General features: G+C 34.3%; 12 protein-coding genes. 6 read left to right on the top strand and 6 right to left on the bottom strand.

The features are described 5' to 3' along the window. Positions 1-16 precede the first annotated feature (16 nt). The 5 genes from JAZ75_RS25260 to JAZ75_RS25240 all read right to left on the bottom strand — a co-directional run bounded on the left by JAZ75_RS25260 (position 17) and on the right by JAZ75_RS25240 (position 8,160). On the bottom strand, positions 17-1,315 hold the full coding sequence (locus JAZ75_RS25260; protein ID WP_208699365.1) for a TolC family protein: 1,299 nt from the start codon (positions 1,313-1,315) through the stop codon (positions 17-19). Between the two features lie 24 nt (positions 1,316-1,339). Beyond that, positions 1,340-4,426: an efflux RND transporter permease subunit gene (locus tag JAZ75_RS25255; RefSeq protein ID WP_208699363.1), complete on the bottom strand. Its 3,087-nt coding sequence runs from the start codon at positions 4,424-4,426 to the stop codon at positions 1,340-1,342. Positions 4,427-4,625: 199 nt separating this feature from the next. Next, entirely contained in the window at positions 4,626-5,759 is a 1,134-nt protein-coding gene (locus JAZ75_RS25250) for an efflux RND transporter periplasmic adaptor subunit (RefSeq protein WP_208699361.1), read from the bottom strand. Between the two features lie 353 nt (positions 5,760-6,112). Continuing rightward, positions 6,113-7,480 carry a sensor histidine kinase gene (locus JAZ75_RS25245; protein ID WP_208699358.1) on the bottom strand — a complete coding sequence of 456 codons (1,368 nt, stop codon included), beginning with the start codon at positions 7,478-7,480 and terminating at the stop codon, positions 6,113-6,115. Beyond that, positions 7,477-8,160, bottom strand: coding sequence for a response regulator transcription factor (locus JAZ75_RS25240; RefSeq protein WP_208699356.1), 684 nt, complete (start codon positions 8,158-8,160; stop codon positions 7,477-7,479). The genes JAZ75_RS25245 and JAZ75_RS25240 overlap by 4 nt, the downstream gene beginning before the upstream one ends. 667 nt (positions 8,161-8,827) lie before the next feature. On the opposite strand from JAZ75_RS25240, the gene JAZ75_RS25235 reads away from it, so the two are divergent. The 4 genes from JAZ75_RS25235 to JAZ75_RS25220 all read left to right on the top strand — a co-directional run bounded on the left by JAZ75_RS25235 (position 8,828) and on the right by JAZ75_RS25220 (position 14,080). Then, complete coding sequence (locus tag JAZ75_RS25235; RefSeq protein ID WP_208699354.1) at positions 8,828-9,640, top strand: hypothetical protein; 813 nt, start codon at positions 8,828-8,830, stop codon at positions 9,638-9,640. Between the two features lie 9 nt (positions 9,641-9,649). Beyond that, the gene (locus JAZ75_RS25230; protein WP_208699352.1) at positions 9,650-10,738 is read left to right on the top strand and encodes a ThiF family adenylyltransferase; all 1,089 of its coding nucleotides are present in this window, start codon (positions 9,650-9,652) and stop codon (positions 10,736-10,738) included. Positions 10,739-10,751: 13 nt separating this feature from the next. After that, positions 10,752-12,911 carry a 7TM diverse intracellular signaling domain-containing protein gene (locus JAZ75_RS25225; protein ID WP_208699350.1) on the top strand — a complete coding sequence of 720 codons (2,160 nt, stop codon included), beginning with the start codon at positions 10,752-10,754 and terminating at the stop codon, positions 12,909-12,911. A gap of 74 nt (positions 12,912-12,985) precedes the next feature. Further along, entirely contained in the window at positions 12,986-14,080 is a 1,095-nt protein-coding gene (locus tag JAZ75_RS25220; protein WP_132843168.1) for a sensor histidine kinase, read from the top strand. 19 nt (positions 14,081-14,099) lie between these two features. Here the strand turns inward: JAZ75_RS25220 and JAZ75_RS25215 are convergent, their stop codons facing one another. Further along, complete coding sequence (locus tag JAZ75_RS25215) at positions 14,100-14,570, bottom strand: response regulator (protein ID WP_021189665.1); 471 nt, start codon at positions 14,568-14,570, stop codon at positions 14,100-14,102. A gap of 396 nt (positions 14,571-14,966) precedes the next feature. On the opposite strand from JAZ75_RS25215, the gene JAZ75_RS25210 reads away from it, so the two are divergent. Beyond that, complete coding sequence (locus JAZ75_RS25210) at positions 14,967-16,079, top strand: sensor histidine kinase (protein WP_208699348.1); 1,113 nt, start codon at positions 14,967-14,969, stop codon at positions 16,077-16,079. After that, on the top strand, positions 16,054-16,782 hold the full coding sequence (locus JAZ75_RS25205) for a LytR/AlgR family response regulator transcription factor (RefSeq protein WP_208699346.1): 729 nt from the start codon (positions 16,054-16,056) through the stop codon (positions 16,780-16,782). Before JAZ75_RS25210 ends, JAZ75_RS25205 begins: the two co-directional genes overlap by 26 nt. Positions 16,783-16,803: the final 21 nt, after the last annotated feature.

Below are 16,803 nucleotides of genomic sequence, written 5' to 3'. Positions count from 1 at the left end.
TAAAATTGTGTTATTTCTAAAAAAGGATATCCCAAATACCTGCGGATTGTTCCAATATGACGAGAGCATGGGCATTATTAAACAGTATTTCATAATAATTTTGCTGAACTTCAATATAGATTCTCTGTGCATGGAGTACTTCAAGTAAACTAGAATCACCTCGTTTGTAGCCGTAGAGTTTCCCCTTTAAGATAGCTTTAGCATCGTCAAGAATACCACTGTTGAACTGCTGGAGTTGCTTTTGAGTCGCTTCATAGTTATAAAATGCTTGCTTAACTTCTGTTTGCACCTGTAGTTCAATCTCTTGATGTTGTAATCCAGCTTGTTGGGCAGTATAAAATGCCTCCTTAAGTTCTCCTTTCCGATGATTTGAAAATTTCAAAGGAATTCTTATTCCAAAATTTGATGAAGTGAAAGCTGGACTGGGAGCTAACTCATTGCGGGCTTCTGCATTGCGCGTAATACCTGTCGTTATTCCTAAATCTAGTACCCGATTTACTTTTGTAAGACGGATCATTTTTTCTGACACATCTTTATTTTGTAATGCATACAGTAGATCTGCACGGTTTGATAGTGCATGGACTATAAGGTCATCAAGATAAAAAGACCGGTCAAATGTAGAAAAATTCACCAATGCCATCTGTGTAAGTTCAGCATATTTACTCCCCATCAGTAAATTGAGGCTACTCAACGATCCTTTCCAATTTCCGATGGACTGAATTGCTTCATTCCATATGGATTTAGCCTCAAGTTTACTTTGTTTGGCATCAATAGCAGTAATTGTACCTAATTTGGCACGTAAACTGTCCGATTTTGCAAGTTCATCCATCGTTTCATAGGAATTGAACTTTAATTTCATCAGTTGCTCATGATGGATTGCGGTTAAATATTGTACAGTAGCATCGGCTCGGAGATTCCTGAAGTAATCCTGCAATACATATTTGCTAAGTTCAGATTCACTTTTTGCCAGATCAACGCGTGCTTTCCGTTTTCCGCCAAGTTCGAGGGTCCAATCCAGTCCGATATTGTATCCGTACCCCATCTTCATCTTATGCTGGTCGTTATTAAATACATCAGCGGTAAATTCTGGATCAGGAATTATTTTGGATTTTTCAATATTTGCTTCAGCAATATTGATATTTAACTTTTCTGCCGCATAAGCTATGTTATTTTGAGCAACAGCTTTTATAAAATCGGGATAAGTAATCTCTTTTTGAATATCTGCGTCAATCTGAGCTTGAGTAATTACACTTAAGACTAAAGTAAAATATAATAGTAGAAAGTGTTTTTTATGGATGTTTTTAAGACGTAACATGCGATGGTATTTTTGAGATGAAAACTAATTATGTTTTTTGTCTGCATTTATTTTCTCTAATAGATAATATAATGATGGCAATGCATAGAGGGTTATCACGGTAGCGAAGAATAATCCGTAAACAATGACAGTTGCTAATGGTCTTTGAACATCAGATCCAATACCTGTGGCCAATGAAGCAGGAAGAAGCCCCAAGATGGCTACAGTGGCAGTCATGATTACTGGTCTGAAACGATGTTGAGCGCCTTCTATTACGGCTTCTTTTAAAGCATACCCTTTTTTTCTTAATGCATTGAACTGTGTGATCATCAGTACACCATTTTGAATTGCAACACCAAAGAGTGCTATAAATCCGACTACTGAAGATACATTGAGGGTCATAGCGCGAATATTTAATGCAAGCATACCTCCAAATATGGCAAGCGGTACAACACTCATCAATAATCCGGCTTGTGAGAAGCTTCCAAAAGCGCCGTATAGTAGTATAAACATTAATGCTAGTGCCATAGGAACAATAATAGCCAAATGCTGATATGCGCGATTTTGATTTTCAAATTGACCGCCCCATTTTATTTTTATGTCGTTGTGGTCATATTTGATATCTTTTTCAATTTTAGCTTGTGCTTCTTTGAGAAAGGAAGTAAGATCATTTCCGCGTAGATTTAACCGCACTGTCAAATGTCTCTTATTCATCTCACGAGCGATTGTGCTTTCTCCGGTATTGAGTTTTATTGTCGCTACTTGTGATAGGGGAATTTTGGCTCCGGATTCATTTGTCAACATTAGATTTCCTATTTTTTCAGGAGTATTGCGACTTGCTTCATGATAACGGCAGATAATATCGTATACCTTTCCCTCTTGAAATATTTGGGAGACCGCTTTTCCGCCGATAGCTGTTTCAATAAGATCGGAGACATCGGCGACATTTAAACCATATTGTGCTATTTTATAACGGTCTGCTTTTATCTGTAGTTGCGGCAATGGAGGTTCTTGATCGATCGCTAAATCGACAGCACCTTTTACTTTTCGCAACGTAATCAAGACCTCATCTGCTATTCTTCGGATTTCCTTAAAGTCTTCTCCATATATCTTAACGACGAGCTCACTATGCGCCCCCGCAATTTTATCCATCACCCCATCAATCATTGGTTGTGAAAAAGCAACATCATATCCGGGCATCTGTTTGTATTCAGCAGCCAATTCCTCAATTAGATCAGCTTTGGTTTTCCCATTTTTCCACTGTTTGTAAGGAAGTAAGCCAATACTGCATTCAAAATGAGAGGGAGTCCATGCATCTGTACCATCATCATTGCGACCTGCTTGGACCATCACATATGTTACCTCATCATATTGAAGTGTTCGCGCACGCAGTGAGTCACTCATTTCCTTTGATTTTTCAACTGTGATCCCAGGAGGTAGTGATACTTGCAACCAGATGGATCCTTCATCTAAGGGCGGCAGAAAATCTTTACCAACAGTACATGTTAATACGATTGCACCTGCAAAAATGATAATTAAAGGTGTGAATACTTTCTTTGGACGCTTTAATAAATGCTGGATTTGTCTGTGATATCCTACAGTTAATTTTTCTAACCATTTGTTGTGATATACTTTTTGAGGCTTCCGATAAACAACATAAGCGAGTCCAGGTATTAGAAATAGAGCAACTAATAACGCACCCAACAATGCATAACCTACTGTAAAAGCCATAGGAGTAAATAACTTTTTTTCTACACGTTCAAATGCAAATAGGGGAATATAAGCCGTGATTATAATGATTGTTGCAAAAAATATGGGTTTAGCCATTTGCTTTACAATAGAAGCAATACCTAATTCTGTGAGTTCTTCATCTTCATTCTTTTCTCTTTTTTTCAAGATAGCTTCCATCATGACAATGGCCCCATCGACTATAATACCAAAATCGATGGCACCCAATGACAACAAGTTAGCCGGAACATGCGTAAAGTGCATCAGGATAAAAGCTGTCAACAGAGCGATAGGTATGGTAATAGCAACTAAAAGCGCTCCACGCCAGCTACCAAGGAATATGATGAGTACAATAATAACCAAACCCATTCCTTCTAATAAGGTGTGGGAAACGGTAGTTAAGGTTGTTTCTACAAGTTGAGTACGATCCATGAACGGATGAATCTGTACTCCCGCAGGTAATGTGGTATTGTTTAATTCATCAATAGCTTGATTGACGCCCTCTAAAACGACAGAAGGGTTTTGTCCTTTAAGTAATAGTACAATTCCCTCAATATTGTCGGAATAGTTTGCTCCACGTTTATCAGAATAGCCTAAAGCACCTTTTCTTTCAAGATTTCCGTATCTGATCTGACCGATATCTTTCATGAAAATAGCTGTTCCTTGCTGGGATTTAACAACTATATTTCCGATGTCTTCCAATGTCCTGAGAAGTCCGATTCCTCTAATGACGTAAGATTGGTCCCCTCTATTCATGACACTTCCACCTGCACTGGTGTTGTTTGTTTCAATTTTGTTCACCACCTCGCTTAGGGCTAGACCATATTGTTCCAGTTTAATGGGATCAATCTCAACTTGAAATTGTGTCGTAATACCTCCAAAATTTGTAACATCAACTACGCCAGAAACTTGTTTGATACGGGGTATAATGACAAATGTCTGCAGATCGGTGAGTTCACGTAGATCATGTGATTTACTTTCGATGATGTACCGAAATATTTCTCCTGTTGGAGAAGTTAAAGGGTCAAGATTTGCTGTTGCGTTATAAGGCAGTTCCAGATCCGTCAACCGTTCTTGAATACGGGTGCGTGCGAAATAATCGTCTGTTCCATCTTGAAAAACAATTGTAACCATAGACAGTCCAAAAGTACTTTTACTCCGCATCACGTGCATACCTGGTAAACCATTGATAGCTCTTTCTATCGGAATAGTAATTTGCTGCTCTACTTCTTCTGCAGCAAGTCCAGGTACTTGTGTCACAATCTGAGAACTTACATCGCCTATATCAGGATACGCTTCAATGGAAAGCTGTGTCCAAGAATAATATCCAAAAAAGGTTAATAGAATAAAAAGAGCCAAGACCAACCAACGTTTGGCTATAGTATTGTCGAATATATTTTTCATTAGAATAGAGTTGATTAAAGTTGCGATGCACCAATCAGGAAGGAATTAATTTATCTTAGTTTCTCAGCGCTGTTTTTATAGCTATACTTATTTCAATAGATCCCCAAATGCAATTCACAGCGTAATTGGTTTCATTGGAATAATATACTTGAGAATGTACAGCAGTTTTTATGTGAATAAACTTTCTTCGAAATACTATTTATTTTGCATTTAATAGATAAAATGCACCCTCACTGATAATATTGTCTCCTGCTTGCAGACCTGATAAAATTTGTACCTGATCTTTATCTGTGATACCAGTTTCGACGTAGCGTCTGAGATATTTATCTTTCCCAATTGCTAAGAACACATAGCTTTGATCATTATATTGTAGTAATGATTTTGCAGGAATGAACACAGCATCAGAAGCTTTTTTAGTAAAGTTGACATTCACATACATGCCTGGTTTTAATAAACGATCGGGATTGCGGCATTCAATAAGTATTTGGACACTTCGGGTATCTTCATTTACAATTTCATCGATGTGGTAAATGGTTCCCTTTATCTTATCATCAGGAAAGGCTATTGTAGTAATTTCGGCTAAATCTAATTTATTAATAAGGTTTAGATTTTGTTCTTTAACCATTCCAACTACCCAGACAGTGTTCAGTTCGGCTACTTTAGCAAGGGGTAAATCATCCGATTTAATGTATTGTCCCAGAACAATGTCATTGCTGATAACTTCACCACCAATAGGCGATCGGATAATAAGTGGCTGTCCTAAAACTAGTTTTTCAGTATCTACATTGAAGAATCTAAGCGAAGCAGACGTATTTTGATATTCTTTCTCTGTAATTTCGTACTGGGCCCTGGCCTCTTCGACATCTTTATCAGTTCCTACACCATGTTGTTTAAGATCTTGTTGTCGCTTTAGAATCAATCTAGCATTTTGATAAGCTGTTTTTGCCTGAAAGTATAGCTTTTGAGTATCAATAAATTCCGGAGATATCAGTTCATAAAGGGGAGTTCCGGACTTTGTTTTCATTCCTAATTTGAGATGTACTGCTGAAACACGTCCTGAAAATGGAGAACCGATTTCAGCATAGAGATTTGGAATAGCTTTCACTATCCCGGATGTAATGAGCTCCAGATGATGAGCTTGTTTGAGAACAGTATATGTCTTTAATTGTGATTTTACCTTTCCTTGGACTTGAATGGTATCACCTTTTTGTGTGAAATCTTCAGTAATTTCTTCATCAACTTTTGTATGACATCCCATTAGACTAAGAGAAAGTATAGAAATGATGAGAATCCGGATTAAGTGACTATGTTTTTTTGTAATTGTGGTTTTCATCGCTAAGAATTTTAAATTAACATTTATTAGTGCCTAAGTGATATTTCTCCATGAGGAGCATCTTTATCGCTGTTTTTGAACATTGCAAAGGTGCTTAGGTTGTAGGAGTATAGCAGTTAGAAGACGAATAGAAAATTATTAGAAAATTATTAGAATGATTTTCTGGAGTGTTAATAAAGAAGATGAAATTATAAATATTTTGCTTTAAGATCAGATTTGATCTTTGCCAAGCAACAGAACCTTCACCGTAGTGTTAGGCTTTTCTGTCCGGTTTATTGCGGTGTTATTTTATCTAAGATTTAAGTATAGCGAGTCGTTGATATCTTTTGAATATAGATTACAAAATTATAGCATCAGCAATGTGGTAAGGTTAAGATGAAAGTTGTTCCTTTGTTCTCTTTTGAAATGACCGAGATGTTGCCATTATGCAGTGCAACAATTTTTTGTGTCAACGCAAGTCCAATGCCGTGTCCATAGGTATAGTCTTTGTTTTTACCACGATAAAATGGACTAAAAACCTGTGATAGATCTTCGGTTGCAATTCCAATTCCTAAATCAACAAATTTTAGCACTATATTTTGGCTATCAAACAGAACAGAAACAGTACAGCGAGATGGGGTAGAGAATTTACAACCATTTTCGAAAAGATTGCTACAGGCTACTTTTAATAAGTATTCATTGCCATTTATGGAGATTTGATTATCGTTTTCAAAATCGTCGTTAAAGTGTATGTCAATTTTGTACTGGGGGTTGGTTTTTTGAACCTGTTGTCTGGCATCTAACAAAAGTTCGTCTACTCGTATGGGCTTAAATGCAATTTCGGTAGGATCATAACTAGCTTTTGCTAGATCAAGGAGGCTATTGCACAAACGGGCCAATTTGTTTGAGTCATTTAATGCATGATTAATTGCGTTCTTATAATCGTCTATCCCTCGATTTTTACTCATTGATAATTCCAGTTCCGTAATAATAGCAGCAAGTGGTGTGCGCAATTCATGAGAGATGTTCGATACAAAATGTTTCTGTGCGTCAAATGAGTTTTCTAAGCGGTCCAACATATCGTTGAAGGTATCGGCAAGCTCAGATAGTTCATCTTTATTGTCATTATTTGATAAACGGAGATCAAGATTGGTAGCAGAAATATTTCGTGCTTTTTCACTCATTGCACGAACTGGTTCAAATGCTTTCTTAGAGAAAAAAATACCTGCTATGAGAATAAACAAAATTGAAATAATAAAAACAATAATGCTATTATTTAATAGATTATGGAGTTTACTATAACCATATTGGTCATAAGCGGCCGCAGTAACAATATATCTTTTACCTGTATAAACATACTGAAGACCTATAACTTGCCAGTCCTGCTGATAAAATTTGATTTCACCTTTTTGGTAAATTTCATCAAACATAGGTTTTGTTTCTTTGACAAAATCGATATCCACAGCGTCATGATAGATTAAATCAAATTTGGTATCATAAATAGCAACCTCAACCTCATTCAATATTTTTCTATTATTATGGTAGATATCTTGCAAAATCTTTTTGTCTACATGAGCATTTAGAAAAAGATTGGCTTTGGTGATCGCTTCTTTTTGTAGTAGATTGTAAAATTCTATCTGTCTGTTTTCCTTTGCAGATAGATAGATTACAGTAGCAAACAAACTAAGAATAATTGCTGTAATGACGGTAAATAGAAAAACTAGACGTGTTCTTATTTTCATAGTTCTTTTTTCAAAATGAAACCCATTCCGGATTTTGTATGGATGAGTTTCTTGTCAAAATTACGGTCTATTTTTTTTCTGAGGTAGTTGATGTATACATCGATGAAGTTCGTGCCGGTATCAAAATGGGTTTCCCACACTTTATCTGCAATTTCGACCCGAGACAATACTCTGTTAGGATTTTGCATCAGGTATTCCAGCAGTTTAAACTCTTTAGGTGTTAAATTAATCTCTTGCTGACCACGTTTTACAATTTTGGTATGTAGATTCATTTCGAGATCTTCAAAGTGTAAAACAAAATTGAGATTACCAGTTGTTTTTTGACGACGCTTTAATAATGCTCTAATACGGACTAAAAGTTCGCGCATTTCAAATGGCTTTACTAAATAATCGTCAGCTCCGGCATCGAACCCTTCTATTTTATCATCTGTAGTTCCTAGTGCTGTCAGCATAATGATTGGAAGATCTGGATTTATTTGTCTGATTTGCTTACAAAGGTCTAAACCATCCAGCTTGGGTAAGATGATATCCGTAATGATTAAGTCAAAATGATCTTGGGAAAAAAGCTTTTTACCTGATAACCCATCATAAGCTAATACGGTTTCAAAATCCTGTTCATCCAGTCCTCTCTTTATGAGTTCTGCTACGCGCTGATCATCTTCTATAATTAATATTTTCATGGAGCATACGTTATTTATCAGTTGAAACCATCATCGATATTTAATTCATAAACTGTTTTTTACTATGGCGCGATAAACACATGATGGTTTAATAAATACAAACTTACCATTTAAGATGTTATTATCGTAAAATACCATAAGCAGGTAACCTTGGTATCTTATCTATATGGAGATTATATTAGTTCATGTATATTCTAAATCCGAGTTGAATTGAAAAGTTGTTTTGGACTTGATTTTAATAAAATTATTATTCAGAAGAAAGTGTTATGTAACACATAGTTATCTTGAATTAACTTTTAAGGTGTTTTTGATGATCTATATGTAAATTTCATATATGATTTCAGTAACTTTGATTTGTTGCAACAAAGTAATTTCAAAATGTCGAATGAATAAAATTATGACTTCGAAACTCCTTTATCGCAAAATGCATTATTGATATAATCTAATGAAATTTGAAAAAGATACAAAAAAACAATTAAATTGAGTTTATTTCAAAAAATAATATTTAAGGGCCTACCAAGTTTATATTCTAATTACGCTATACAATTTTAGGTTTTTAATGATTTAGAATTCAATAAAATAGTTCATTTTTAATATTTTTATATATAGTGAACAGCTTTTGATTATATTGATTATTTTTGAATCTTAATCGAATAATTAACTGTCCATGGCACTAATATTTAAAGAGGGACGTCCTGTGGTCAGGTTAAGAGCGTTTCGTGCAATCGATGATCCTAAAACTTGCGAACGTTTTATAGAGGGACATGCACATGTTTTAACGGCCATAGGTGTGAAAAAAGTTACATCATCCAAAAATGATTGGATGTATAACCCTGCTGCTTTCGTTTTGATTGTAGAATCTCTGGATGGAGAAAATGTATACGGAGGTGCAAGGATACATGTTTCAGGAGGATCCCAGCCTCTTCCTATCGAGGAGGCGACAGGAAACATGGACGCTAAAATCTTTGATTTGGTATGGGACTATGCACAAGAAGGTACAGGCGAGGGCTGTGGGCTATGGAATTCAAGGGAAATTGCGGGCTATGGTATTGGAAGTATTTTTTTAACTAGAGCAGCAATTGCAATTGCACCACAAATAGGTATAAAATCATTATTTGCTTTATGCGCCCCATACACCATTAATTTAACAAAATGTGTGGGCTATCGTTTGGAAAGTGGTGTAGGAAATAACGGAACATTTTATTATCCGAAACTGGATCTTCTCGCAACAACGATGATTTTAGATGACGTTAATAATCTTGAATTAGCTTCTGAAGAAGATAGAAAGGCTATTTTAGAATTACGTAACCGTGGTAATGTGGTTAGAATAGAGGAATTGCGCTCTAAAGAGATTGAGATACATTATATGTTGCAACTGGATAACATGGATAAATGGAATTTGACTGAGGTCATCAAACAAATGACTAAACAGCATACTAATGCTGAATTTTTTGACGAGAATAATCTCAATATACTTTGATAATATAATATGATTGATACGTTGGATGTGCCATACAGCCCATTATATTTTAGATTGGCTAATACTCATGATAGAAAATCTTTAGAAGAGCTTAGGCGAAAAGGTGATATTGTTTTTGAATATAATGAGATTGAAAGACAGCTTAATGAGTTGGGACGTTGTCGCTACCCTGCTGATTGGGAATCAGAATTAAAGCATCAGTCATTTATACAAGATTTCCTACAAGGAAAGAGTTTGGAAGAATATGGTGTTTGGGTATATTATCCATGGCGAAAAACGCTTGTTCACTTATTGGATGAGAAGGAGTTTATTGAGGTAAGAACGAATCGAAATCAGCTTAAAATTACAACAGAGGAAAGAGATATTTTAGCTCAAAAGATAGTTGGTATTGTTGGACTATCTGTCGGACAGTCAATAGCTTTGACAATGGCGATGGAGCGTACTTGTGGGACATTGAGACTTGCAGATTTTGATGAACTGGATTTAAGTAATTTAAATAGATTACGCACAGCTGTTTTTAATCTTGCTGTACCAAAAGTAATTATTGCAGCACGAGAAATAGCGGAAATAGATCCATTTTTAAAAGTCGAAATTTTTCCAGAGGGATTAAATACTAAAAATTACAATTCTTTTTTAGGAGAAACAGATAAGATCGATTTGTTAGTAGAGGTTTGTGATAGTTTTGAAGTTAAATTGGAAAGCAGATTTAATGCGCGCGCCTTAAAGATTCCGGTGGTAATGGATACTAATGACAGGGGGATGTTAGATATCGAACGATTTGATCAGGAACCCGACCGCCCAATTTTTCATGGCTTAATAGGTGATTTAACTATGGTTGAACTGAATACCTTATCGGAAGGCGAAAGATTACAATATCTAATGAAAATCGTCAATGCGGATCAATTATCCATTAGAATGAAGAAATCCATTCCACAAATCAAGAAAACATTACTTTCTTGGCCTCAACTTGCTTCAGAAGTTGTCTTGGGGGGAGCTATGACAACAAATGTCTGTCGGAGAATATTGTTGGGTGAGCGAGTATCTTCAGGACGATATTATTTGGATATGGACAGTCATATCGGTTCAGATTTCAATTGATTTATAGGATATTATGAATCAAAAAAAACTATTATTGACTTTACTGCTTTTCATTTCATTTTTGTGCACCAATGCATTTGAGGGTATTCGCTTTGTTAAAGATCAATCAAACTCATATATTGGTAAGAGTGTCTCTGTTCTAAAAGATCAAACAAAGCAACTCACCTTTGAAGATGTACGTCGTCAGCCCAATTTATTTAAAGCAAGTAAAGATGAAGTACTTAACTTAGGTATTGAAGATGTTAATAATTGGATTCAATTTGAAATAAGAAATCTTTCTGATAAGGAGAAGCTTGTTGTAAATTTGTCTCATGCTAATATTGATGAGGTCGTTTTTTATACTTTAAGAAATGGTGTTGTAGACAGTACAAGTTTAAAATATGGTGGTGATGTAAAAGATCGTGCTTATCCACATCAGTTTTTCTTATTTGAAATTCCGCTAAAAAAGGGTGAAAAAGTAACGTGTTTTTTTAAATTAAGGAGTAATACTCAATTGATGGCCCCAATCTCGATTCATACAGAGAGGGGGGTGATGGAAACTTTATTAGAGACGGATATTTTCTCGGCAATTTATATAGGGTTGATGCTTGCTATGATCTTGTATAATATCTTTTTATTCTTTTCGACTCGAGAATCACATTACTATGTTTATGTCAATTATATTTTCTGGGTTACAATTGCACAGTGTATAATACTAGGGATTTTTGAACCATTTTTTTCTATTCATAGTGTTTGGCTATCAAGTCGTTTGCTTACTTTTTCGGGAGCAATGTCAGGTATTGCAGCGATTTTCTTTGTAAAATCATTTTTGCAGACGGCAAAGGATGCTCCAAAACTTGATAAGCTCCTTAATATTTTTTTGATTAGTTATTTTATTATTATTGGATTTTTAGCTGCCGGGATTTTAATTCCAGCATATAAAATGGTAAATATAGTAGCTGGCGGTGGTTCTATAATTGTTTTGATTGTAGCATTTAAATTATCTGGACAGAAGTATAAACAAACAAAATACTTCCTTTTTGCCTGGTGTGTGTTTTTAGTGAGTGTTGTTGTATATGTTTTTAAAGATTATAATATCTTAAAGTATAATTTTTTTACAGTACGTTCTGTACAGATTGGTTCAGTAATTGAAGCAATATTACTTTCATTCGCATTGGGAGATAAAATTAATATTTATCGTAAAGAGAAGGAGGAATCGCAGACTAGAGAATTGGCTACTTTATTGGAGAATGAACGTCTTATTCGTGAGCAGAATGTGGTTTTAGAACAAAAAGTGGAAGAAAGAACGAGCGAATTAATGGAGACGAATGAGTCGCTGCAAGCGACTTTGAAACATTTAAAAGAGACGCAATCACAACTGGTAGAGGCCGAGAAAATGGCTTCTTTAGGGCAATTGACTGCTGGTGTAGCACATGAAATCAATAATCCGATTAATTTCGTCACCTCAAGTGTTGCGCCTTTGAAACGGGATATTAATATGATTTGGGAAACTTTAGATGAAGTGGAAAGTGTTGCCCTTGATGATGAACTGACCTTAAGTGAAAAACAATCTCGTATTATAGCTTATAAAGAAGAAATTGATCTGGAATACCTCAGAACTGAAGTAGATTTCTTATTGAAAGGAATGAGTGAGGGAGCCAATCGAACCGCTGAGATCGTTAAAAGTCTTCGAATCTTTTCACGTGTCGATGAGGACACACTTAAATTTGCTGATATTAATGAGGGGTTGGAATCTACGATGGTTATTCTAAACAGTTTAATACAGCAAGGGATTGAAGTTGATAAAAATTACGGTGAATTACCAGCGATAGAATGTTATGCAGGAAAACTTAATCAAGTTTTTTTAAATATATTGACTAATGCGATCTATGCGATCAATAAGAAATTTCAAAATAATCCGGGTGGAATTTTAAAATTAAAAACAGGATTAACTGAAGATGAGTCATTTATGTATATTAGTATTGCTGATAATGGCATTGGGATTCCATCAGAAATTAGAGAGAAAATTTTTGAACCATTCTTTACCACTAAAGATGTTGGTGAGGGCACAGGTTTAGGTATGTCAATTGCTTATAATACTATAGCCAAGCATAATGGAAAGATTGTGGTTGATTCTATAGTCGGAGAAGGGACCGTTTTTAAATTAATTATTCCGATTCGACAAATTATTTAAATGGAACCTTATCTTTAAAGTAAGGGATATTCTTATTTTTGTAGGTGCGGCATTTACTGCTATATGATTAGATTATGATAAAAGATATAGAAATACTATATATTGATGATGAATTAAATAACTTATTTGGTTTTAAAGCCAATTTTAGATATAGCTATGTTATACATACCGCTTCTTCAACAGTTGAAGCTCAAGAGATATTGATTAAAAATCCTAAAATCAGAATCATATTCTGTGATCAACGCATGCCAAATGAGTTAGGAATTGATTTCTTTGATCGTATAAAAAAGGATTTTCCAAGACCTATCCGTATCTTATTGACTGCTTATGCAGATATGGAAACTGTAATTGATGCTGTTAATAAAGGAAATATATTCCGTTTTGTCCGTAAACCATGGATAGAGGAGGAAATGATTTCCTGTATCGAAGAGGCTGATAAGTTTTATACAGCCAATTCTATGCTCGATATAAAAAATGAGGAACTAGAAAAAGCTTATCATGAGCTTGATAAATTTGCTTATAGTGTAAGTCATGATCTTCGCGATCCACTTACTGGAGTTCTATCAGCTGTTAAACTTGGGTTGAAATTTGATCAGGTCGATCAAATTCATGAGTTATTAGGATTAATGGATGGTTCGTTGACAAGACTGGATTTATATATCGATAGCTTACGTGATTATTATTTATTGAGGCGTGGTGAATTAATGCTATCTACAATTAATTTCAGTGAACTTTTTAATGATATTCAAGCATTCTATAATATGTCTGTTCGGAATAATGATGTAGAATTTATAATCAGTGTTGATCAAAAAGAAGAATTTATTTGCGATAAAACTGTCTTGGAATTAATCTTACATAATCTGCTTTCTAATTCTTTTAAATATCAAAGAAAGGATTGTGAAAATAAATTTGTTAAATTATCTGTCGAAGTTTCTGATGGAAATGCAACGCTGAAAGTAAGTGATTGCGGGATAGGAATCTCTTCAGACTATATCAATGATATTTTCAAATTGTTTTTTAGAGCAAGTGACCAAGCTGAGGGTATGGGATTTGGTCTTTATAACGTGAAAAGTGCGCTACTTAAATTACAGGGTACAGTTGATGTTGAATCTGAAGTTGGAGTTGGAACAACTTTTAAAATTGTTGTTCCAAGCAAAAAAACTTATTGAATTTAGGTTTTGGTATAACCTATGAAAGCAATTTTTGACGAAGTAAAAATTCTAATTGTTCATTTGATACTTCCAATTTCGAATATGTTTCTAATAGATTTTTTCGTTCAGAATAGATATCATAGGCCCGATTTATTGTTTCGTCTAATTCTTCCTCACTCCAAGGTTTATTTAGATAATGGAAAATTTTCCCTTTGTTTACAGCATCTATAACTGCGGCCATATCGGTATAACCGGTAAGTAAAATGCGCATAGGTTCTGGATTAATCTTGATGATTTCTTCTAAAAATTGTACACCCGTCATGCCTGGCATCCGTTGATCTGTAACTATAATGTCGACGTGATTCTTTTTTACAATTTCGATAGCTTCAGAACCACTAATGGCAGTAAGTACTTTATACTTGAAACGGAAAGTTGCTTTGAAAGAAACGAGATTGTTTTCCTCGTCGTCAACATATAATACAGTAATTTTGTTTTTTTTATTTTCCATGTTATTTGTTGTAAAAAGTTAGAAAACCTAGTAAAAGTGTCGCGCAACGAATGGATGTTGTTTTTCTTAGTAACAACATTTGCATCAATTGGTTTTTGTTCAAATGTTTTAATATATAAATTAACAACTTACACATTAAAAAGGTAGATTTTCTATCGAAACAAACATGACTTACCCTAGAATTCAAATAGGGGGTTTTCATTACGTACAAAGTTAAGAATTATTTGAATCTAATTTCAATACAAAGAAGAATCATATAGAACATAAGATTACAAATAGATAGCAATTAAATGAAGACGTATCTTTTGAAAAAAATAAATGATAAAAGGTCGCAAAATCACTTTCGGAGTAATGTACCTTTGCAATAAATTAAATGCTTACCGGCAAATCTTTTAAATGAGAAATGGACAAATAATTATCGGTTATGAAAATAGCCATTTTATAGATTTCGTAATTGACAGTAAATACCGCTGGATACGGCATGTTTTGTTAATAGCAGCAATCATAGGAATTCATTTTTTACCAAATAATGCGCCTGCAGAAGTTGATGAAAAAATGAAGGTGTGGAATCTACTGGTAAAATGTATTTCAATTATTATTCTCTTGGCTTTATTTTATATTAATCACTATGTTTTGATACCTGTGTTTATGTTGAGAAGTAAGTTTTTAGCTTATGGAGGTACTTTGTTCGCATTTTATACCATCATTTTCTTAAGTATGTTGATCTTAGAGAGTCAGGAATTGCGGTTTATTAAGAAGCCAGATCAATCTTTATTAGATGGAAAAGATTTTGTGATATTAATCATACTTTTTACAATTTTTATTGCGGCTGTAAGTAGTGTTAAGCTGTTTAAAATATGGATTATCAATTTAATACGATTTAAGGAATTTGAAAATAATACCTTACTAAGTCAATTGGAACAATTGAAAAGTCAAATTAATCCCCATTATTTATTTAACACACTTAATAATATCAATTTTCTCATTTATGAAAATCCTAAATTGGCATCAAAAGTATTATTGAAGCTTAGTGATATTCTTAGAAATCAGCTTTATTTATCAAAAGGGGATACGATAGAACTGGGAAAAGAAATTGAGGTACTTCAAAATATTATCTTTTTAGAGGAAATTCGAAGAGATAAATTTAGTGTGAATTTTGACGTGGATGCAGGTATGGAGGCGATTAATATTCCACCATTTCTATTTATTCCATTTATTGAAAATGTTGTGAAGCATGGTGCGCATCAGGCTATGGACGGAGATTTGCATGTCAAAATTAATTTTACTGTAGCCAATGAGCAGATTTGTTTTACATGTGTAAATGCGAAAAAAAAGAAAGTATCTGTCAAACAATACGGAGGTTTAGGATTGAGTAATATTCGAAAGCGGTTAGATATTTTATATCCGAATAGTTATAATTTGGCAATAGATGATAGAGAAGATATTTTTAAAGTATTTTTAAGTATTCCAATAGATGGATCGAATGAATATAGAACAGTTAAGCATTAAGTATATTGTTATTGAGGATGAGCCTTTTGCAAGAAGGGGATTGGTGCAATTACTAAAAAATTATAACTTCTTAGATTGTATGGGTATGTATAGTAATACTGACGATGCCCGCATGATTATGGAAACGCAAGATCTTGATTTGATTTTTTTAGATATTCATTTAGCAGAGGAGAGTGGATTGGAGTTTGCAAAGCAAATTCCACCGTCAATTCAAGTCATATTTACAACAGCCTATCCTAATTATGCTTTAGAAAGCTATGATCTGAATGCCTTAGATTATTTATTAAAACCTATTGCTGAAGATCGGTTAAAAAAAGCTTTGGATAAGGCTATCAGCTATTTTCAAAATAAAGCTTATGATAAACAGGCTTTACAACCAACCGATCATATTTTTGTTAAGTCTGACCGAAAATTATTTCGTCTTGCACTAGACGAGATCCAGTACATCGAGGCAATGAAAGATTATGTTATGATACATAGTAAAGACAAAAAATTAATGGTTGCTATGAATATAAAAACAATCTTAAATAAGTTGCCAAGTATGGATTTTGTACGTGTGAATAAATCATTTGTAGTAAATCTTAAGAAGATTGAAAGTGTCGATAATCATTGGGTAACTGTTGCTGGGTTCGAAATGCCTTTGGGTGCTAATTTTAAAGAGAACCTATTAATGCGTATTGACAAGCAGACAATTAATAGGTGATGGATAAAAGGTTATTAACAG

The sequence above is a fragment of the Sphingobacterium sp. UDSM-2020 genome (assembly GCF_016132525.1).
GTDB lineage: Bacteria > Bacteroidota > Bacteroidia > Sphingobacteriales > Sphingobacteriaceae > Sphingobacterium > Sphingobacterium anhuiense.
The sequence above is the reverse complement of the archived record's forward strand: the minus strand, read 5'-3'. Positions and strand labels throughout refer to the sequence as shown.